This window comes from Aquimarina litoralis (assembly GCF_039523995.1).
Taxonomy (GTDB): Bacteria; Bacteroidota; Bacteroidia; order Flavobacteriales; family Flavobacteriaceae; genus Aquimarina; species Aquimarina litoralis.
Map to the genome: position 1 here is coordinate 368,611 of NZ_BAAAGE010000001.1, position 23,924 is coordinate 392,534.

General features: G+C 34.1%; 12 protein-coding genes. 9 read left to right on the forward strand and 3 right to left on the reverse strand.

Annotated elements, in window-relative coordinates; translation table 11 throughout:
• Positions 1-68: 68 nt before the first annotated feature.
• Entirely contained in the window at positions 69-770 is a 702-nt protein-coding gene (locus ABD077_RS01320) for an NUDIX hydrolase (RefSeq protein WP_343909732.1), read from the forward strand.
• Positions 771-939: 169 nt separating this feature from the next.
• Here the strand turns inward: ABD077_RS01320 and ABD077_RS01325 are convergent, their stop codons facing one another.
• From ABD077_RS01325 to ABD077_RS01335, 3 genes are all read right to left on the reverse strand, one after another.
• Positions 940-2,136, reverse strand: a complete 1,197-nt coding sequence (locus ABD077_RS01325; protein WP_343909734.1) for a LamG domain-containing protein — start codon at positions 2,134-2,136, stop codon at positions 940-942.
• Positions 2,137-2,213: 77 nt separating this feature from the next.
• Positions 2,214-3,542 carry an Ig-like domain-containing protein gene (locus tag ABD077_RS01330; protein ID WP_343909736.1) on the reverse strand — a complete coding sequence of 443 codons (1,329 nt, stop codon included), beginning with the start codon at positions 3,540-3,542 and terminating at the stop codon, positions 2,214-2,216.
• A gap of 173 nt (positions 3,543-3,715) precedes the next feature.
• The gene (locus ABD077_RS01335; protein WP_343909738.1) at positions 3,716-4,363 is read right to left on the reverse strand and encodes a T9SS type A sorting domain-containing protein; all 648 of its coding nucleotides are present in this window, start codon (positions 4,361-4,363) and stop codon (positions 3,716-3,718) included.
• 662 nt (positions 4,364-5,025) lie between these two features.
• Between ABD077_RS01335 and ABD077_RS01340 the strand changes: the two genes are divergently transcribed.
• From ABD077_RS01340 to ABD077_RS01375, 8 genes are all read left to right on the forward strand, one after another.
• Complete coding sequence (locus ABD077_RS01340; RefSeq protein ID WP_343909740.1) at positions 5,026-8,070, forward strand: SusC/RagA family TonB-linked outer membrane protein; 3,045 nt, start codon at positions 5,026-5,028, stop codon at positions 8,068-8,070.
• 19 nt (positions 8,071-8,089) lie between these two features.
• Positions 8,090-9,808 (forward strand): RagB/SusD family nutrient uptake outer membrane protein, encoded by a 1,719-nt coding sequence (locus tag ABD077_RS01345; protein ID WP_343909742.1) that lies wholly within the window; start codon positions 8,090-8,092, stop codon positions 9,806-9,808.
• A gap of 12 nt (positions 9,809-9,820) precedes the next feature.
• Positions 9,821-11,368: a hypothetical protein gene (locus ABD077_RS01350; protein ID WP_343909744.1), complete on the forward strand. Its 1,548-nt coding sequence runs from the start codon at positions 9,821-9,823 to the stop codon at positions 11,366-11,368.
• Positions 11,369-11,550: 182 nt separating this feature from the next.
• On the forward strand, positions 11,551-12,696 hold the full coding sequence (locus tag ABD077_RS01355) for a family 16 glycosylhydrolase (protein WP_343909746.1): 1,146 nt from the start codon (positions 11,551-11,553) through the stop codon (positions 12,694-12,696).
• Between the two features lie 186 nt (positions 12,697-12,882).
• Positions 12,883-14,604: an alkaline phosphatase D family protein gene (locus ABD077_RS01360; protein ID WP_343909748.1), complete on the forward strand. Its 1,722-nt coding sequence runs from the start codon at positions 12,883-12,885 to the stop codon at positions 14,602-14,604.
• A gap of 1,176 nt (positions 14,605-15,780) precedes the next feature.
• Positions 15,781-19,653 carry a carbohydrate-binding protein gene (locus tag ABD077_RS01365; protein ID WP_343909751.1) on the forward strand — a complete coding sequence of 1,291 codons (3,873 nt, stop codon included), beginning with the start codon at positions 15,781-15,783 and terminating at the stop codon, positions 19,651-19,653.
• A 460-nt stretch (positions 19,654-20,113) separates the two neighbouring features.
• A complete protein-coding gene (locus ABD077_RS01370) occupies positions 20,114-22,708 on the forward strand; it encodes a carbohydrate-binding protein (RefSeq protein WP_343909753.1) in 2,595 nt (864 codons plus the stop codon).
• Between the two features lie 210 nt (positions 22,709-22,918).
• Positions 22,919-23,923 carry a sugar kinase gene (locus tag ABD077_RS01375; RefSeq protein WP_343909755.1) on the forward strand — a complete coding sequence of 335 codons (1,005 nt, stop codon included), beginning with the start codon at positions 22,919-22,921 and terminating at the stop codon, positions 23,921-23,923.
• Position 23,924: the final 1 nt, after the last annotated feature.

The following is a 23,924-nucleotide window of genomic DNA, read 5'->3' on the forward strand; positions in this document are numbered from 1 at the left end:
AAAACCTTTATTTATAACAAAAATAATAAATGTAATTATTACATTTATTATTTTTTAAAGAATATTTTATGGAGTTTGCCAAAAATCAGCAAAATAGTTGGTATGAAAATAAAGAGCAGGTATTAGTTGCTGTAGACTGTATCATCTTTGGATTTGATAATGAAACTTTAAAACTTCTTGTTTTTAAGCGAGAAATACAACCTCTTAAAGGTTCGTGGTCTTTGATTGGAAGTTTTATCAGACAAAATGAAAATGCTAATCAAGCTGGTTTAAGGATCTTAAAAGATATTACGGGCCTAGAAAACATTTTTATGGAAGAGCTAAAGACCTACTCGGCAGTTGATAGAGATCCCGGAGCACGCTGTATTTCTATTGGCCAATATGCGCTAATCCGAATCGATGAGAATAATAAAGAACTCGTGAATAAACATGGTGCCTTTTGGTTTTCGCTAGATGAGTTACCAGAATTGGTATTAGACCATAATCAAATGGTAAAAGATGCTTTGGATAGACTACGAGAAAAGGCTAGATTTTCTCCAGTTGGATTTGAATTACTTCCGAAGTATTTTACTTTACCCCAAATTCAAACCTTATATGAGCAAATCTTTCAGAAAAGATTGGATTCTCGAAACTTTAGAAAAAAGTTACTATCACTTAATTTTCTTAAAAAAACAGAAATTAAAGATAAATCCAGTTCCAAAAAAGGAGCTTACTTATATGAGTTTGATTATGAAAAGGAAACAGATCAAAGCTTTATATTTAAAGGATAGTATAAGATTTCTTAAATAGAATTTTCGATATTTTTTTCAAAATTAAGAAATTACTCTTCAATAGTTTTCAGCAAGTTTGAAAAGAAAAGCTTAGTTTATAACTAAAAGTAACGAGTCTTACCAAGCGTTTATCTTTTCTCACTTACTTCAAACAAAAATCTAATCTAAATCAATTAACTTCTTTAGGTTCATATATACGTATCCAGTCTACCTTAAAGGTATGATTGTCTTCATTTTGGATCTCTGAATTAGAAGGAGTTCTCCCATTACAAGCGTTCCAATTTTGATCCTCAACATTAATAATAATATCCATTTCTTTATCCAAATTCATCCCATTATTAAGATAATTAAGAGGATCTATAACACTGGTAGAAGAATTGCTTTGCGCTTGATCCAAGCTACTCGCTTGATTAACTGCTTGGAATCCATTGGCCGCAGTTGGCAAAGAACCATTGCTAACAGGTTGTGGATAAGTATAAGACCAATTACCATTCACATCTCTACTTGCAAATGTATTGTCCGACAATATTCTTACTTTTTCACCATCAATGTAATATTCCAAATGTTTTGGATCTCTCCAATACACTCCAATTCGAACCCATTGACCACCCCACTGACTTACTCCATTTTTTCTCCACCAACTTCCTGCATCTCTTGGCTGATAATCTTGAAAAGGATTTCTAATAAAAGTATGATGACTAAGGTGTACCCGCTCTGCTAGCCATAAGTTTCTATCATCTTCTCCAGTTCCACCATAGGCTTCGATAATATCTATTTCCTGAGTATCATCAGGGCTTAATAGCCAGACATCAGAAGCTGTAACTGCATCTGCAACTCTTACTCTTGCTTCTACATATACAGGGTACATTACTCTAGTGGTAGAGGTAATACAGCCTGCTCTGGTAGTAGGTAAAGTCCAAGTTTCTGCCACACCATCTACATCACAATCTACATCAAAAGATTTCGTTTCTCCTGTGACTCTTGTAGCCTTGATTTTAAGATCTCCATCTCCGACAGAAACATTTTCTCTAACCCACTTGGTAGGACCTGGTCCTTCCCAATCATTGTGATAAAAATTAGTCCATTTCCCTCCAAATGTCGCTGCACTTGGCGTAGCGTCAAAATTGTAATTAAAATCATCCGAAGCTTCCTGATTTAATTTCCAAAACTTGCCTTCGCCTGCTTCCGGCGGAATATCTACACCTTCCCAATCAAAACCTTGATCATCTGGATCCGTTAGAACGATGTCAGGATCAGGATCGGGATCAGTAATGGTTATAGGATTTGCTATATCATCTCCATTAGAACAGGATTTTAATGATATAAATACGCTAAAAAGTAATAAGAATGATATTTTCATTTTCATAATATTGAGCTTTTTTTTCTCTAAAAATTTACAGGGTTTTAAAAGCTTTTTTAAATATTTTAAATGTTCTCTCCGGCTTACTTATCTTCTAATTTCCAAGTTCTCACCCAATCAACTCTCATAGTGTTAATGGTATCATCTCCTAAATCGGACTTTGGTGGAAGTCCTCCTAGCCAATCCGCTTCATTAGTCCATAAATCAAAAATTATCTCTAAATCTCTGGTAAAAACACGACTTGGAAAATTATCTCCTGTTTCATGGTTCCCAACTACTACACTGCCTGCAGGTTCACCATCTAGATAAAACTGAACATTTTTATTATCCTTCCACCATACTCCCACGACATGATATTCCTCATTCCATTGCACTCCTTTTAGCGGGTTTGCGTCTGATAGATTATTATTACTATAATTTCCTTTATTTCTTATGGTAACTGGTGTCAAATTTGAATCAGCATGAAAATACTGAGAGTTCATAGTTGTTGGAAAGTCTGGTTGACAATTACATGAAGGTTTAGAGTTGTTTTCTATAATATCAATTTCATCTCTATCAGAAATATCACCATTATTTAACCAATAGGTATTATACGCAGATATATGAGCTGTTTTTATTCGAGCTTCTGTATACATCGGATAGCTTGTTTTCTCTCTAGAATGGATTCTTGCCGTTTGAAACCATCTTTGTTCTGGGTTAGATTCATTAAGAGTAGCCTTTATCCATAAATTACCGTTAGCAACGCCCGAATTTTCATTGGAATTAGACATAAAAACTGGTACTCCATAGTTCCAGGTGGACTTAAACCATTTATTAGCATCCCAGACATCAAATTCATCCGACATTGCTTCCATTTTTACCCACTTTTTGTCAAGAGGTGTGGTATCATCTATAGAAACAAAAGATGGTAGATCGGGATTTATATTATTAAAATCATCTGCTGTAGGCACAAATGGATTTACAGTTATACTTACGCTTGCTGTAGCTTCATCTCCATCCGCATCTGTTATGATATATGTAAATCGGTCTGTTCCGTCATAATTGTAATTAGGAATATATTCGAATACACCATCACTAATTTCAGTAAGTGTACCATTCGAAGGTTCGGTAGATATACTATAATCATCTCCATCTCCACCATTTTCTCCAATAATATCATTTGTAGAAACATTGATTCTATTTGCCTCACCAGAACTACTATCTTCTTCAACTGTTAAGGTATCATTTACAGCTACTGGTTCGCTATCCATAGAATTCGTATCTGGCTTTGAGTCTTCATTGGAACAATTAGACATTACCATTGCGAAAGCAACTATTGGTACAATTCTTAAGTCTATTTGTGAATACAATTTTTTAAACATTTTCTTTTTCTTTTTAATTAATTCAACTTTTTTATCCAGGCTTGACTTCATATCATAAACTTCTTATGTGATAGGATCTAATGACACAAGTCAACCATAATTAAATGTTCTAGACATAATTTTACGATCCAAAATAATTCGTTTAGGAGTATTGTATAAATAAGTATGATTAGGCATTAAAAAACGCCCAATCATACGAAACAATAAAAACTAATAACTCTAAATTAGATTTTTACAAATTTTCCAGTTCCTTTTTCAGTTTGTATAAAATAGGTACCTGCGGTTAATTCCTCGACATTCAATGAGGTCGCTCCTTTTACAGATTTTACAGTCCTTCCTGTAAAATCGATAATAGTATACTGATCGGAAATCAATTCATCATTAAAGTATAAAACATTCTTTACTGGGTTTGGATAAAAACCACTTATACTTTTTTCATTATCAAAGGAGTCTATAGATAGTGTTGAGTCTACTGTTATACCTGTATTATCATTAACAAACCCACCGTCATTATTATAGGACATGAATATGATCAATAAATATTGGTTTCCGGATGACAAACTACTTGAATTTGGAGCATTAGCATCAATAGTATAATCAAAGGTCACATTGTTTTGAGCATTTGGTTGTTGACCAGCATTTTCATCTATAGGAAATATCTGATTGTAATCATTTACAATATTAAAGGCAGCATCAACCTCTCTTAATATGATACTAACATAGAAAAAGTCTTCTGAGCCTGCATCATAGGAAACATCCATATTAATAGTTTCACCAGGAACGACTGCACTAATTGGATTGTTCCATGTAATACTTTGAGAAAAACCTAAAGAAATAATAAAAAGGAAATAAATTAACGTAACTTTTTTCATGATCTTAATTTTTAAAGATCTAAAATTAATATTTAATAAAACGATAAAATAAATAAGTAACTAGACTAAAACTGAACTAAATTGTATAGTTTAGAAAAATTATGATAAAATGATATCTTTTAAACTTTATCACGCAGGAGGTTCACAGTTTTTTCAGGTAATTTTAAAAAAAGTAAACTTTTGTAAAGATACGATCCAAAAAGCGATACTTTTTTTTAAACAATTTATTATCTTATTGTTTCTAATACGTTAAGAACTAAAAAACCTTGAAATCCAATGATTATTGGGCTTTTGAATTTGTTTTTCTTATCAAAAAGAAGAATTAGCATTAATAAATATATGTCTTTATTAAATTGCAAATTGTTAATACTACCTCTACCTTATCTAAGCAAATTTTTAACACTTTTTTTTACAAAAACTCATTCGTCTATTTTTTGTCTAGTTTCTTTTTTTTTAATAAAACCTTAAGATTTATATGTTTGTTTTGATCATTTCAGTGAATTGAGTTTAAAAAAATGAGAAATCATTAATAAGTATTAAATTTTACTAAGTTTCTATTATCATTTATGAAAAATAACAAAACAACTATGACCAAAAAGTATCATTGGTTATTGATCTGTCTACTGATGTTATGTTTCGTCAGTACGAAAGCGCAAGATAAAATGAATATTACCGGACAAATTATAGATGAAACCGGCATGCCCTTATTAGGAGTAAACGTTTTAGTAGAGGGAACCAAAAGAGGAGCCGTTTCTGATTTTGATGGAAATTATGAAATAAAAGCTTCTAAAGGAGAGGTCTTAGTATTTTCATCTCTTGGTTTCACCACACAATCTATAACCATAGGCAATAACACTACAATCAATATTGTTCTCGCTCAGGATAGTCAAGAACTGGAACAAGTAGTCGTTATTGGATATGGAACGCAACGAAAAATTGAAGTTACAGGAGCAGTAAATACAGTAAGTGCCGAAGTTATTTCTAAAGCACCTGTATCGGATGTTGCAGAATCACTCCAAGGACAAATTGCTGGTGTTAACATACAAGCAAGTAATGGTAGACCTGGTGAAGAGGCAAACATACAAATTAGAGGAGTTGGTTCTTTAAGCCCAGGTTCATTAGGTCCTCTTTTTGTCGTAGATGGAATACCTTTTCAAGGAAATCCTAATATAGCACCAGAACAAATAGAGTCTATTGATATTTTAAAAGATGGTGCTTCTGCTGCTGTTTATGGAGTTAGAGCTGCGAATGGAGTTATCCTCATAACCACAAAAAAAGGTAGGCAAGGACAATTAAAAGTAGATTATTCAACTTACTTAGCTGTTCAAAATATTACATCTGGTGTTCCTTTAATGAATACGAATCAACAACTTTTTTCTGATCAAGCAGTAAATGATGCTGATGGAACAGTAAACAATACATTCTTTTTAAATCCGAATGCTCTGGATTTTGACAGTGACTTTGTAGGTGATGTTCAAAATGACAATGCTTTAATACAAAATCATAATTTAAATATATCTGGAGGAGTTGGTGATCTCTCTTTAAATATTAATGGTTCTTATTTTGATCAAGAAGGGGTACTTATCAATTCTGGTTTTAATCGATTAACCACTAGAATTACAGGACAGTATACCAAGGAAAGGTTAAAAATCTTTACAAGTATTGGTATTACGGATGAACTGAGAGTTCAGGAACCATTTGCCCTATTAGAGCAAGCAGTTGCCCAAAGACCTTTTCAGCCTCCGATTTCAAATATACAACCCGTGAATGGTGTGGTACAATTAGGAGTGGGAACTGGACAACCGGAGTTGTTGAGTTTTTTAACGAGACTTTTGAATGATGAAGATGAAAGACGCATAAGGAGTTCTAACATTGCTTTTAGTTTAGATTATGAAATTCTTAAAGGATTAACCTATAAAGTGAATTTAGGTAGGAATAATTGGAATTTTAGGAGAAACTTTTTACGCCCACAGTATCTTCTTTTCAATGTACAAGGAGATTTTGTACCTGGTGCATCACGTGAAGATGCAATCCTACAAGAGAGTTTTATTTTTACACAAAGAAATACTATAGAAAACTCTTTAAGCTATAATGTTGATTTTGGAAATCATAATCTTAAGCTTCTTGCGTTGACATCTTATGAACAATTTGATTCTAAAAATTTAAGTACTGGTGTTATTGGTCTTGCTAGTAATAATACACCTGTTCTAGGTCAAGGACAAGAACCTATAAATCCAACTGGGTTTGACATAACCAATAAGTTAAGTGGTTTATTAGGAAGAGTTCAATATAATTTTGATGATAGATACCTTTTATCCGCAAGTATAAGAAGAGATGGATCTTCTAATTTCCCTACTTCTAATAGATTTAAGATCTTTTATGGAATTTCCGCAGGCTGGAATGTTAGCGAGGAACCATTTTTCAAAAATGCAAATCTCGACTTCATTAATAACCTTAAATTTAGAGGAAGTATCGCCGAAGTAGGAAATCAAACCATAGCAGGTACTAATCCGACTCCATTTATACCGACAATAGAATCAGGAGTGAATTTTATTTTTGGAGAAGCCGAAAATTTGGCATTTGGTCAAATCGGAAGACGTTTGGTAGATCCTGATATACAATGGGAAACTAAAATCTCCAGAAACGTAGGTGTTGATTTATCCATGTTTAGCAATAAACTTAATTTTACAGCTGACTATTACCTAAATGACAGAAAAGATCTTCTATTAGAAGAAAGACTTCCGCCATCAACAGGAACCAGTGCACCAAGAGATCAAAGTTTTAGAAGTCGAGTTGTTAATGCCGGAAATTTAACAAATCAGGGAATTGAAATAGCATTATCTTATAAAGATCAGACTTCTTATGGATTAAAATGGAACATTGCGGGTACTTTTACACGAAATGTCAATGAAGTAACAGATCTTAACGGTACAAGCAGAGGTTTTTCTGGGGGAACTCCCGTATTTACTGTAGGTAATGTTGATAATACTACATTTTTAGCAGAAGGATTTGAAGCAGGTGCATTTTTTCTACTTCAAAATGAAGGAGTAATCCAAACAGAAGAAGAGTTACAAGCCTATCAACAAATAGTTCCTGATGCAAGAATAGGTGATATAGCTTATATTGATCAACTTACTGTAGACACTAATGGTGATGGAATTCCTGATACAGCAGATGGTACTATTAACGATGATGATAGAGTCTACGCTGGTTCTGGACAAGCTGATTTCGAAGCTGGTCTAAGTTTAAATCTGGAGTATAAAGGTTTTGATTTTTTCATACAAAATTACTTTTCTTATGGTGCAGAAGTGTATAACGGAGCACGTCTTTTAGCTTACATTAATGGAAGACATGAAGAACAATTCAATCAATGGACACCACAAAACCCATCCTCTAATATTCCAGCAAGAAGGGCAGGAAATGTCTCTACTGCGAGTACTAGAGCAAGATCCGACTTTTTTCTAGAAGATGGATCCTATTGGAGAATACGAAATATTACCTTGGGCTATTCGATCCCTAAGGATGCTTTACCAAATTTCTTTTCCAGTTTTAGAATATATGCTACTTCTCAAAACCCGTTTACGTTTACCGAATATACAGGTTTTGATCCTGAAATTGGAGGAGACGGAATTTTTACAAGAGGAGTTGATCAATTGACCTATCCAGTATCCAGAAGAATTTTATTTGGTGTTCAACTTGGTTTTTAAACTTACAATATAATTTATTATGAAAATTAAACATAAACTAATCACGTACATCGCACTAATTTTAGGCTTTATTGTGATATCCAGTTGCGAATTAGACGTAGATAATCCAAATGCAGTAACTGAAGAAACTTTTTGGAGTACTCCAAATGATTTTGATGCAGCCCTCACAACTGTGTATGGTGCGCTTCAGTTTCAAGGTATCAGTGGATCTGGATTAGCATTTGAGATGCTTTTAGGAGATGAAGCAGGTACCGAAAACTTTTATAGACAAATTGAATTTGCTTCTTTAAATTTTGGTGATGCAAGTGAGCAAGTAGTAGATAAATGGAACGAACTATATATTGGTATCTTCAGAGCTAATCAAGTACTTGAGCAACTTCCACTAAACCTTAATGTATTTGATGATCCGGAAGAAGCAATATCTATTGAAGCTCAAGCACGATTCTTAAGAGCATTTTATCATTTCCAGATAGCACATTCTTATGGTGGTGCAGTTATTAGAACCTCTGTTGCAAGGACTTCAGAAGAAATAGCAGCTCCTTTTAGTTCAATTGAAGAAGTAACTAATCAAGTAATCATCCCAGACCTTATTTTTGCTAAAGCTAATTTACCAGAAACTTGGCCTTCCAACGACTTGGGTAGAGTTACTTGGGGAGCAGCTACAGCTTTATTAGGAAAAACATATTTATATAGTCAACAATGGGAACAAGCTGCTAACGAATTTAGAGAAGTGATAGATTCTAATCTTTATAGCTTAGCTCCTAACAATCTTGACAATTTTTCTCATTTAACGGAATTCAACTCTGAATCCATTTTAGAAACCCCTTATTCTGTAGAATTTAATCCAGGAGCAAATGGTAATGTTGTAGATGATAATACCTTCGAAACCGGAGCAGAAGCAAGTGGAGTAGCTCAGTCTATGGGACAATTACAGTTTGGAGCATTTAATGTTGTGCTTCCTACCTATTATCTTCATGAGCTTTTTGTACGAGATGAAATCGACCCTAACAATCCAATTAATGATGGAAATATGCAATCCAAAAGAATGGGAGCTAGTATTGTTCCTGTAGATGGAGATGGTCTATATTATGGATTGCCTATTAATGATAAGCCTGGTTGGGTATTTGGTCAAAGTTCTTACGCAAAAAAATATTCTAACTGGTATCACTTGGAAAGTGAAGATGGGAATAGTCGTTCCGAAATCAATTTTAGACATATTCGCTTAGCAGATGTGTATTTAATGTATGCTGAAGCTGTTCTTGAAGCAAATGGGGATGTTGACACAGCAATAGAATTTATTGACCGAGTAAGAAGAAGAGCTGGAGTCATTACCTTAGATCAGTATATAAATGATAATGGAGGATTTCCTCAATTTCATATTAGTGAGCAAGTAAACGGCATACAACCTTTTGTATCGGCTTCTGTAGCCACGGTAATGACGCACTTAAGACGTGTAGAAAGGCCTTTGGAATTATGTTTTGAAGGGCATAGATGGAAAGATCTGGTTAGATGGGGAATTGCAGGTAATGTCTTAAATGAATTAGTACAAGATGAATTGTGGAGAGAAGCAAATTTTGATGCTCTGGACATTGGCGGTGTTGGTGTAGCTCCACTATTTATTAGAGAAAAATTAAGACGCGATTTTGGTATAGCAAGCCAAAATTATAACTCGGCAGTTCATGACTATTTCCCTATTCCAGCTGCCGAATTACAAACAAATGATGAAATTGGTAATTAAAATTCTGCAAATATGAAGAAGTTATTAAAATTTATAACAGTACTGATAATCGGTTTGATTACCATTATTAGCTGCCAAAATGATGATGTAGATACTGATGTTCCAAGCCAACGAGTAATTTTTACTTCAGAGCAAAGTCAGGCTAATCAAATTAGAGTAAATACAGATCTGACGTTCGGTGATGTCTCTACTGGAGTAGTTTCCCGAGTATGGAAATTCCCAGAAGGTGTTGCTAATGTTACAGAGTCTAATAGTGATGTTGTAAAAGCAATCTTCACACAGGTTGGAGAACATAACGTAACCTTAAGTCAGGTTTTTGAAGAAGATGCTTTTGTAGATGGAGAACTTAGAGGACGGGAATTAGACACAACTATTGTAGTAACTGTTATAGAACCAATTGCCATAGATCTAAAGGCTAATTATATTAATCCGGATGGCACTCTGGGAGCTGCACTAACTATAAGCGATAATGCCGAAAATGAGGTGATTGCTAGTAGGGCTGTTCGTTATACTTTTGACCTTGTCGGAGAACCTTTAAACATCGATTGGACAATAGACGGTGGAGATCCAGAAACAGCTACTGGAACTAATCAAGTAGATGTTATCTATAAACGTTTAGGAACTTATGGAATTAATGTAGATGCAAATACCAATAGGCCGGCAGGGCAAGCTATAGCTGCTTTTTCGAACTTAGTAAAAGTTATACCTTCTACAGATCCTGTTACTTTGGATGGAGTTCAAGGAAAAAGAGATGGAACCTTGGCGTTAGAATTTAGCAGAGAAATGGATGAAGCTACCGTTGTAAGTGATCAATTCTCCATCAACGTAGAAAATAATGGAACTCCGATCTCCGCAACCATACAAAGTGTTCAAGTGAACCCAGCAGAAAGAAATATTTTATTAGTTTCTTTAAGTGGAGACCAAATCTACATTGATGACACAGTATCTGTTTCCTATACTGCAGGATCATTATTCACTACAGATGGAGTTCAGGCAGATAGTTTTATCGATGTACCAATGGATTCTTTTGAACAAGGAGAAAACTTATTGGAATCCACAACAATTGACTATAGTTTTGAAAATTCTGCTGATGACGCAAATTGGCCCTATCAATTCTGGGGTGGAAAATGGGAGTTATATGATTTCTCAATTGATTTTTCCAGAGCACGAACAGGAACTAGAAGTGGAGTAGTTGATATGCAAGCAAATGGGGGTATGATCATTGCACATACAGCTGGAAAATTACCAATAGAATCTGGTAAAACATATGAAATTGGTGTTTGGGTATTTGTAGAAAATGTTGGAAATACTCCAGCTGGATCTAACAATCCTGATCTCAGAATTTATTTAAGACCTTCACCTGACTTCGGAACAGGTCCAAATCCAGAATTTAGTGCTTCGTTCCCAACAGGAGAATGGGTATATAGCTCCATTTTAGTAACTGGAAATGCGTCGGAAGAAAAGGAATTACTTATAAGAGGAGACAATGAGTTTAATAATATGCCTATTAAAATTTATATGGATGATTTATTTGTAAGCGAGGTTGAACTTAGACCATAATATATTAGCCAATTTTTATTTTCATTTATTACCAAAGTAATATCTGAAATAAGAGAGAAAGAGCGCAGGGTTATTCTAAACAGTTGTTTTTTAGTCATAAACAGTTTAGGCCTCTTTCTCTTTTTTTTAACATTTTCCTTTTGTCCAATATAGTTGCCATTTAATTTAAAGTTTTATCGAAAATGAACAGAAAAACAAGCTTATGTAACCTTTCGGGATTGATCATATTTTTTCTTTGTTGTATCCTTGGTTGTAATAACGATGATAACATTCTTCCAGAAAACAATTCAGATGATCCTGACGAGGAAGTTGAAGAAGAAGAGGAAGAATTAGGTTCAATAGCTATTTTATCTGATTGCTTATTCGGAGACACCAATTTATTTGACACTCCAGTACATAATACTATAGAAGAAACTTCTTTAGTTGATAATGGAATGGAAAACTGGCAAAAGGTAGAAATATTATCTGATGAATTTGATTATATAGGAGGGAAACAATCTCCAGAATTTCAGAACAAATGGCGACTCGGATATGTAAACAATTTTCAACCTTTACCAACCATATGGACTGGTGATCAAGTATCATTTGAAGATGACACTTCCAATACAGGAAATCGAATACTAATTTTACAAGCTATAATTGATGAGACAGGAAATGAAAAAAGACTACGTTGTGGTATGATTTCATCAAAAGAAACAAGTACCTATCCGCTCTATCAAGAAGCCAAAGTAAAAATAAGCAACTCTCAATTAGCTAATGCTGTTTGGATGATCAGTAAGGAAACACAAATAGAAGAGATCGATAACGTAGAGGCATATGGACCGCGAATAAGAATAGATGGTCAAGAATGTGATCGACCATACTTCGCGGATAGAATACATCTTAGCCACCACACATTTAGACAAACTGAGACTGAAAGGTTTGATTATCAACCACAAAAACATACTTGGATGTCTAGAAAAAAAGATAATAACGATTGCTCTAGAGATAATGATGTAGTTTGGAGTGAGCAGTTTCATATTTTTGGAGTTAAATGGGAAAGTCCTACTAAATTAGTCTATTTTATAGATGGAAAAAAGGTGAAAACTGTGAATGGTTTGAGAGAAGAAGATGCTATAGATCCAAGAGGGTATACTACTTGTGGAGACGGTCTTACTAGAGAGATGCATATGTTGATAAGTCAGGCTTCACAACCGTGGCGATATGGAGGTGTTGATGCTTTTTGGAACAGTAATGACATAAAATCTGGTCCTAATACTAAAATGGTGGTAGATTGGATCAGAGTCTACACACCAAATGGTCAATTGAATAAGCAAACTTGTAATTAATACCTAATTTATTAAAAATCTATACCCGAAACACTAATGAAAATAAAGAATCGAACCTATGTTAAATTACAAACAACTTTATTTTTAATACTATTTTTAATTCCCTTTTTTACAATACAAGCACAATCAAAGGATCTTTATTCTTACATAGCATACAACAAATTAAAAGATAGAATTTGCTTTGCCATGTACACCGTTCATGAAAATAAGCTTAAACTAACCGCACAGTTTTATCCTATAAAAAACTATGAGCCTTTTGAAGCTTCTTTAGAAATAAAAAAAGATGGAAAATGGTTAGAAATAGCCAAAACAGACATAATTTATCCAGGATATACAGCTCCGTTTAGTATAGAAAACTGGGATGACTCTAGAGAGATTCCATATCGTGTTGTTTACAATGAAAAAGCAACTTACGAAGGTATTATAAGAAAAAACCCTATTGATAAAGACGAATTTGTAATGGGAGTACTTTCATGTAATTCTTCATTTGCTAATCATGGGGGTGACATTTCTCGAAATGACATTGTAGAGAATTTTAAAAAGATTAAACCAGATTTATTGTTTTTTGCTGGTGATCAAGTATATGAACATAGCGAACATCTTGTTCATTGGTTGAAGTTCGGCCGAGATTTTGGAGATATTATTCGAAATACTCCGACTATCTGTATAACAGACGATCATGATATCGGCCAAGGTAATATTTGGGGACAAGGAGGTATCAAATCTGATTCTAGAAGAGGTGTTCACGGAGGTTATTATATGCCTATAGAATATATAAAAGAAGTAGAGCGAGCACAAACAAGCCACTTGCCAGATCCTTATGATCCAACTCCTATCGATAGAGGAATTGGTGTGTATTACACGGATTTAAAATGGGGAGGAATAAGTTTTGCAATTTTAGAAGATCGTAAATTCAAATCTGGTTTAACCGAGGTAACCAATCAAAATCCAGATATCTTTAAAAATGGTCCAGCCGAAACCTTATTTCGAAAAGATATTAATGTTAAAAAATTAGATGTCCATGGTGCCACTTTATTAGGAAAAAGACAATTGGAGTTTTTAGAAAATTGGACTACTGATTGGAAAGACAGTGAAATGAAAGCTGTCCTTTCTCAAACGATATTTGCTCAAGTAAGCAACTATACTGGTAAATCTACGAATGAAGTTACTCAAGATTTTGATAGTAATGCTTGGCCTCAATCACCTAGAAATAAGGCATTGTCTGTTATTCGAAAAAGCTTTTCTCCCATGATAGCAGGAGACCAACACTTAGCTTCTTTTGTACAACACGGTATTGATGATTGGGGAGATGCTGGCTTCTCTTTTGCTACTCCAGCAATAGCAAATCTATGGTTACGTTGGTGGAAACCTTCGGAACAAGCTAGAATTGATAAAGTTATCGATAACTCTCCTAGCTATACAGGTAAATTTCTGGATGGTTTTGGAAATAAAATGACCGTCATGGCTGTCGCCAATCCTACAGAAGATGAGATTAATAAAGGTAAACTATTATCTACTAGAGCTGCAGGTATAGGAATTGTAAAATTCAATAAACCAAATAGAACAATCACATTTGAATGTTGGGAGAGAAATGTGGATATTACAGACACAAAGAGCAAACAATATTTGGGATGGCCTATAACCATTTCTCAAACTGATAACTTTAAGATTAAAAAAGGCTTTGAACTTCCTACACTATTACTCAATAAAGAAAATCAAGTTGTTTCCATCAGAGACAGCTATACTAAGGAACTAATTTCCTCAATTAGAGTAAAAGGTGAAACGTATCAACCAAAAGTTTTGAAAAAAGGTGAATATGACGTTGAGATAGGTGAAGGCAACCTAAAAAAGATCATTTACAAGATTTTATCTAGAAAAAAGAATAAAGAAAAACTACAAGTTAAATAAAATAAAAATCATAGTAATTTTAATGGTATGAAGATGTAAAAAATTAAGAAAAAGTACATTATCACGCTTTTTTCTAAATGCGAAAGTATTATGCTTTTGTTTTACTAAAGTAGATTTCTTCTTACTTTCTACTTACTCTTGTTTAAGCTTTAATAGATATTCTTTCGATATACAAAATTAATATCCCATAGAATTACTTTGTAACATCCCCCTTTACCAATAAAATTTCAAGTAATAGATTAGAAATAAAAACTTTATAAAATTCACAACACATGGCTTTTATTGTTAAATTTTTATGAAAAAAATATTCAATTTACTCTTTTTAAACCTTACCATTATAACAATATTTTTTTAGATGTTTTAATATTAATTATTCTTTTAAAAAGTTAAAAAAATATTGCATTCACATTCGTTTATTCATTAATTCTTCATTTTGTTGAATATTAATCCAGTTCAATTAAGGAATATTATCGTTTTGTACAGTTTTTGTCTACGCTCTTTTTAGGCCTTTTATCGCTAAGAACTTATAATTTTATTATTGTTTTTACGAAGCATGGATTAGGGATAAATTTCATATAAATTATCCTCGCTTAAGTTTTTTATACCAAAGTTTTTATAATCGATAATTATCCATTAAAGAATCTCTTATCTATTTTCTAGAATGGTTAAACTAAAAAGTTCTATGGAATATTGGATATAAAATATGTGAGTGCTAATATATTCTGCTAGTCAAGAAAATTTTAACTCTTTTAATAATGCCACTCGAATTGTTTTGTCTAATTAATCACTATTACCTTATGTAAACTAAAACACAAACTCAACCAACATTACTCTTTTCAATTAATACTTAAAACCTATTTTCTACGAACCTTATACTTTATAGAAGTACACTTTTAATTGCTTGATAAAAGGCAATTGACAATAGATTTACCGATCACAATTATGTTCATCACCAAAACTTTGAACATGTACAATTTGATGTGATTATTGAAACATAACAAAACTCAACACATAAGAACAAAGTATTTCAATCGATTAGTTCTTGATTCAATATATCTCATCTTTTTTAAAAGTATATACACTTTTAACAGGGAGATCTATTGTCAAAATTTAAAACCTAATTAGAAAAAACTCCGAACCACACACATATATATTATAAACTCAATTTTATTAATCATGAAAAAAATCAATTTCATTATTGTAATGGGCCTTTTTATGCTATTTCCTATAGCAAACAGGGCTCAAAACGTCGAAGTAGATGTCAATGTAGACATTAAACACTCTGTAAACGGGGTCTCCGATTTCGGTAGAGAAAGACACATTACCATCCATTCAAATTTATATGAAGGTGACTGGAATGGAGAACTGGATAAAGCAAAATACCTAATCGATGATCTGGATGTCTATTTTGGCAGAGACAACGGAACCTCATCCTTCCTATTTGGATTTTCACCTGCCGATACAGAAAGACCTAACAAACACGATAGAGATAGCTTAACCAATATGTTAGAATTTTGGAGAGGCTTTTTTGAAGATCGATTGGTAGATGAAAATCGTGTTCAATTTAAAGATAAAATCCAAAGTATGATTATGGGAACTAATCCTCATCCTACCTATCCTACACTATCTTATGGTCATCCTAGCGGATCTGTTTGGGGTAGAGAAAACGGATCGATTTGGATTCCTCAGGATATCGAAACTTCAGCTGAATGGGTAGTGCAATATATGGATGAATTTTTTACCCAAAATGCGGGTAATGAGATGCCAAAGCCTAAATATTGGGAAGTCGTTAATGAACCTGATTTTGTACTAAACACAGGACAATTTATGATGTCTAGTTGGGAAGACATCTTTGAGTATCATAATCTGGTTGCTAAAGGTATCAAGGAAAAACTGGGAAGCAGAGCTCCAAAAATAGGTGGTATGACATGGGGACTTCATGACCTGTTCAATGGTGATGGTTTTTCACGTTTTCAAACTGTTGATTATGTAAATGGTTTTTATGGTAATACTCCGGCTGATGAAATAGCAAAAGCCTACGCTAGAAACCAAGTAGACAAACCTTCTTTTTATATTGATAGAAATCAACCTTGGTTTCAGTGGGATGTGCTATGGAAAGGCTTTATGGATACGGCAGGAGATAATATGGATTTTTACGCTGTACACTTATATGATTGGCCTACATACGATGCTACTGGCGGAACCACTCGAAGAGGTGGTCATGTAGAAGCCACATTAGAAATGTTGGAATGGTATGATGTATCAAAAAACGGGGTTAACAATAGAAAACCAGTAGTTATATCAGAATATGGAGGTGTAAATAATGCATGGGATTTTAAACCTCATGATACAAGATATGATTGGGAAATTATGAAACCTTTCAGTTCCATGTTGATGCAGTTCTTAGAAAGGCCTGATTATGTAGAACTATCCATGCCGTTCACTCCGATTAAAGCGCAGTGGGGAGATACGGATTCAAACGGAGATGGTATTCCAGAATTTTTTTATCAATATAAAATGCTTAGAGATGATGACCGTGATGGAAATTGGGAATGGAGCGATTATATCAAGTGGTTCGAACTTTGGTCTGAAGTAAAAGGAACTAGAGTAGACACAAAGTCGACTGATCCAGACATTCAAGTAGATGCATATATAGATGGTGATGATGTCTACTTAATTCTAAATAATCTAGAACCTGTGGCCAAGAGTATAAATCTTAATTTCTTTGGAAACGCACCTAACCTTCAAAATGTAACCACAAAACATTTATACTTATCTGGTGTAAGAGATATACGATTGGATAGTAGTTCGGATAATGTTGCTCCCAACACGATACAGTTGGCTGCTGATGGAACTATGATATTAAAATATACTTATTCAAGTAACATCAATATAAATGAAGACTCCATAGAAAGGAAATTTTATGGAGCTGCCGTTAGTAATAATGAACGAATCCAGATACAACCAGGTGATAATAATTTCTTTGTAAATGGGGTCTCTGTTCCACAAAATCCAGATCAAGCAGAAGCAATATTAAAAGTTACTGCCAATCTTTTTAATGACGATGATAATGATCCTGCCAGCTTTTTAAGTATCGATAAATTCGTTTTTAATGGCGTTGAAGTCGAAACTCCAATTGACTGGAGAGGAGGAAACCAAAATAGAAGCAGATGGTTTGGAACTCTTGAAATTCCAGTTCCAGCCAATTTGATCCAACAAAACAATACCATTACATTAGATTTTCGTCATGTAGGAGAGGTTTGCGTAGTAAACCTAGTAACATGGGAATTTACCAAAAAACCTGGAAGGTCAGATGAAGGACCGGGAAGTCCTGATCCTATAGCAGTTACTGGTGTTACTGTTTCACCGACATCTATAACCTTAGATCAAGGTAATACTGCGACAATTACAGCAACGGTAGCTCCTGCTAATGCTACTGATAAAACAGTTACTTGGTCTTCTAATAATCCTTCTGTTGCTTCCGTTTCTAGCAATGGCTTGGTAACAGCCTTAGCAATGGGTACTGCAATTATAACAGCAACTACAGTAGATGGCAACTTTACTGCTACTGGTACTATCACTGTTAATGACATCACTATCCCTCCTTCTGGAGATCACATCATTATTGAAGCTGAAGACTTTATCGCCACTGGTGGTACCTTTAATGATTCATCTGCAGGTGGACCTGGACTTGGAGTAAATGCTAATGCTAATAATATCAATTATGTAAATAGTGGAGATTATGCAGAATATACCATTAATGTTGGAAATCCTGGTGCTTACAGAATCGATTATCAAATATCTACACCTTCTGATAATGCACAAATCCAACTACTCATTGATGGAACTGTAGTAGCTACAGATAATGTGCCTAATAATGGACAATGGGATGATTACAGCGTATTAGTATCATCTAGTACGATCTCTAATCTAACTGCTGGTGTACATACAGTTCGTGTGGTAGCATCTGGATCTAATCCGTGGCAATGGAACTTAGATAGAATTACACTGACTAGAATAACAGGAAACACACAAGTAGATGGAGGAACCATAACGGGTGGTCCTTTTGTATTTACTGTAGGCGACGGAATTGAGGATAATGTATCTGGAATTACACTTTCAGGAAATTCAGGAACTAATTCACAATGGGTGGTAACCGATGACCAACAAAATATATTAGGGCTACCTCCTACTCCTGAAGCTGTAAATTTCGATGAAGCTGGAGATGGATCTTGTTTTATCTATCATCTAAGCTATGAAAATGGAATTAATGGATTAAGTGCTGGAGCTAATCTATCTGGACTTTCTGGAAACTTCGACCTTTCTAACAGTATAGAAGTGATCAGAAACTCAGTAACACCTCCTAGCGCATCCTTGATCATAGAAGCTGAAGATTTTATCGCTACTGGAGGTACTTTTGATGATGTTTTTGCTGGAGGACCAGGTTTAGGAGTGAACAGAACCTCTTCTAATATTAATTATGTAAATAACGGTGACTGGGCAGAATATACCATTAATGTTACAACAGCTGCAATGTATAATATCGAATATTTGATCTCCACGCCTTCCAGCGGAGCACAAATTCAATTGTTTGTAGATGGAAACCTTGCAGCTACATCTAATGTACCTTCCAATGGAGCCTGGGATAACTTTACTTCTCTTGTGGATGGAACGGTAACTTTAGCAACAGGAACACATACCATTAGAATACAAGCATCAAGTAATACAACATGGCAGTGGAATCTGGATAAAATTATATTATCTACTAACAATGCTAATCGCATTAATCCTGATACTACAACCAAGCCCATAGCACCAGAGGTATACCTATTCCCTAATCCTGCTACTGGTAGTGTATTTATCCAAGGATTATCTCAGGAAAAACAACACAACATCAGAATTTATGATATCAAAGGAGCTACTTATGTAGATCAAAAATTAAACGAAAATCATATCATAGACATACAAAGTCTACCTCAAGGTATTTATTTCTTAACGGTAGTAAATCCTAAAGATGGAAACAGAACCCTAAAACTGATTAAAAAGTAAAATCCAAACTACCGATTGAAATGTAAATCCTATTTCAATCGGTAGTTTTTAATGATATTTTTTTGCATTGTACATAAGCATATTATAGGATGATTTTATAAATACAAAGATGACCATTTTATATCTAGTTTTATTTAGGATCTATTGGCTTTTGTTCAGTTTTTGTCTATGCTCATAAATAAACAACAACAGTATAAAAATTTAATTTTGTAATTATATTTTGAACGATTTCACTTGTTCAAACTTATGCAAGTCTTTGATTTTTTTACCTACTACTTCCCACCCATTTTTAGGTAATTATAAAATCATAATTATTAATTATAGATCTCGATTTTGGATAAATTCCAAGCTGGATTGTGGTACGTTTTAACCAAATCCTCTAAAGTTTATTTCAAAAAGATTTCTACGAACCTAAATATCATTTAAAACCTATTAACTAAACAGTAATTTATTGTAAACCATGAACTTTCTAACACACTTTACAAATACCTCATTTGTAAAAAATCAAACTCAACTATTATTTTTATTCTTTTTATGTACTATTTCTTCCATCGCACAGGATTGGAACGGAATACCTGTGCCTGCCAATGCAGGACAAGGAAATGTTTGGGAGCTTCAACCAGCTCCATCAGATGATTTTAATTATACTTTTAACGAAACCAATCAATTATCCAACTTTGGGAATAACAAATGGTATAACTTTTATCATAATGGCTGGGATGGTCCAGGTACCACCTACTGGAAATATAATCATGTATCCGTGGATGGTAATGATTTAATACTAAGGGCATCTCGTTGGAATCGTACTGGCGGTGACCTTCCTATTACAGGGCTTCCTGATAAAATGGGACGCCCTAATGACGGAGTAAGTTCAGGATGTATCACGGGGAATACGCGTGTTAAATTTCCAGTTTTTGTAGAAGCAAGTGTAAGCGTTGCCGATATTGTACTGGCATCAGATGTTTGGCTTTTAAGCCCTGATGATACACAGGAAATCGATATCATCGAATGTTACGGAGGAGATGAGCAAGGAAATGAATTCTTCTCTGAATTTATTCATCTAAGTCATCATTCGTTTATTCGAAATCCATTTACAGATTATCAACCAAGAGACTTTAATAGTTGGTGGAGTCAATCAGATGTTTCTGTATGGGGAGAGCACCACTGGAATAATGGAAACAGAAGATATGTTCGCATTGGTGTAAATTGGATAAGTCCATTTCATTTTGAGTATTATATAGACGGTAACCTAGTACGTGTGCTATATGATAAAGCAGTTGCTACTAATAGAAATGGCACCTGGACATATGCATATCCAACAATGACAAATGGCCAGTTAGATTTTGATGCTACAGGCTTCCAACAAATGACGGAATTTGCAACAGGAACTTCTTATTCTTTTCAAACTCTACAACAAGCCAGTAATACATCTTCTGTAAGTATTATAGACCCATTTAATTTTCAAGGAGGTAACGGATTTACCAAAGAAATGGATATTATTATCAATGTAGAATCCCAAGACTGGCATGTATTAGCCAATCGTACACCTACTGATGCAGATCTAAGTGACCCTGCTAAAAACACTATGAAAGTAGATTGGATACGCGTATATAAACCCGTTGGAGGAGGTACTAATATTCCTGTCACTGGAGTAAATGTAACACCTGCCAATCTTACTCTGGTTGCAGGAACAACAGGAAATTTAACCGGAGCGGTTACCCCTGCAAATGCAACTATTAAAACCATGACATTTACCTCTAGTAATACATCTGTAGCAACGGTAACACAAAGTGGTGTTGTTACAGCAGTTTCTGCTGGTATGGCAACCATAACTGTAAATACAACCGATGGTAATTTTACAGATACTGCTACCATAACTGTAACAGGAGGTTCTACAGGAGATGGACAAACTCCATTTGGTGGTAGTCCTCATCCTTTACCAGGAACAATCAACTCTGTTGATTTTGACAATGGAGGTCAAGGAATAGCATATAATGATACAGGATCTGGTAATAACGGAACCGGACCAAGACAGAATACTGATGTAGATACCGAATTTAGGACTCCTGCCGGTAATATCGGATGGATTTCTAATGGAGAATGGCTAGAATACACCGTTAATGTAGCCACAGCTGGAACTTACACTATTGATGCTCAGGTAGCTTCTATAAATAACAACGGAGCCTTTCATATAGAATTTAATGGTAATGATGTCACTGGACTTCAATCTGTAAGTTCAACTGGGAATTGGGGTTCTTTTGTAAACAAAACAATTTCAAATGTATCTCTTCCTGCGGGTCAACAAGTAATGAGAGTATTTATGGATCGTGGAAGTTTTAACTTAGGATCCATGAATTTCACAGCAACTGGTGGTGGTACTAGTAATTTAATCATAGAAGCAGAAGATTTTACTGGTACTGGTGGAACTTTTAACGATGCTTCTGTAGGTGGTCCAGGATTAGGAGTTAATAGAAGAGCTACTACCATTAATTATGTTAATAATGGTGATTGGGCGGAGTATGCTGTTACTATTCCTACTGCAGGATTCTACAATATTGAATATCTAATTTCCACACCATCTAACGGAGCACAAATTCAGTTATTGGCAGATAATGTTCTGGCATCTACCACTAATGTTCCTAACAATGGGGCTTGGGAAAGCTATGAATCATTAAATGGAGGTGTCTTAAATCTTACAGTAGGACAACACACTATAAGAATATTAGCGTCAAGCAATACTCCTTGGCAATGGAATTTAGACAAAATCATACTTACTAGAGATGTTAATAGAAGTAATGAAGAAGAACTAACCAAAGAATTAGATAAACTTCAGATGTATCCAAACCCATCATCGGGAGAAGTATTTCTAGATGGTTTAGATGCTGAATTAGAATATCACATTCGCATATATGATATCAAAGGAACCACACATATGAATACAACTTTGAATCAAAATCATATCATTAATATTGAGAATTTATCTAAGGGGATCTATTTCCTATCTATAAAACATCCTAAAAAAGAGACTAAAACATTAAGATTGATTAGAAACTAATTAATTTCTAATACTATCAAAATTTGCCTCAATCCCGTTTCGATGATAAAGTTGTATAACAATATCGAAACGGGTTTTTATTTTAAAATAAATGTATTTTTTACATTTAAAAAATGTAATTTTGAAATCATTAAAAGTAAGTCAACATTTTGTTCTTAACTACGGATTATTTTGTTATAAAATTACTTTGAGAACAATAAAACCCTGCAGATGAAAAAAGTTGTAACCTTTGGTGAAATCATTATGAGGATTTCACCTCCTGGCAATAAAAAGCTCATCCAATCGAATCAATTGGAATATTATTTTGGTGGAACAGAGGTAAATGTAGCCATATCCCTTTCGCAATTGGGAAATGGGGCAAACCATGTTTCTGCAGTATCTAATGACTTTCTCGGAAAAGCAGCCACAAGTTATTTGAATACTTACGGAGTTGATACTGATTTTGTGCAAACTTCAGAAGATCCTTTAGGTTTATATTTTCTTGAAGTCGGTGCTGTTATGCGACCAAGTACTATAAGTTATCATAGATCACATTCTGCATTTTCTACAATAAAATCTTCTGATCTCGACTGGGAGCAAATTTTGGAACATTGTAACTGGTTTCATTGGACAGGAATCACACCAGCATTATCTGAAGAAGCCTATAAAGGATTAAAAAATGCGCTTTTAGTAGCCCAGAAAAAAAATATTCCTGTTTCTGCAGATCCTGCATACAGGAAAAACCTTTGGAATTATGGAATTGATGCCAGAGCAGCACTATCTGAATTATCAGGTTTATCAACTATTTTTATCGGTGGTCCGAATGAGATCAATGAATTATTAGGTACTAATTTCACTAATGATACAGATGATTTTATCAAAAGTTGTAAGTATCTACAAGAGAAGTTTCCCTACATAGAAAAAGTTTTTGATAAAACAAGAGTATCCTTAAACGCGAATTGGCATAAGATTAAATCTCGAATGTGGGATGGAAACACTTTTCATGAAACAGAAGAATTAGAAATTACTCATATTGTTGACCGAATAGGAACTGGCGATGCCTTTGCCTCTGGGTTGATTCATGGACTATTACATTATGATGATCAGAAAGCATTACAATTTGCCAATGCATCCTGTGCATTAAAACATACCATTGAAGGTGATGCTAATTTGGTAAACGAAGAAGAAATAGTATCGGTAATAGAAGGAAATTTAACAGGAAGAATAAAAAGATAAA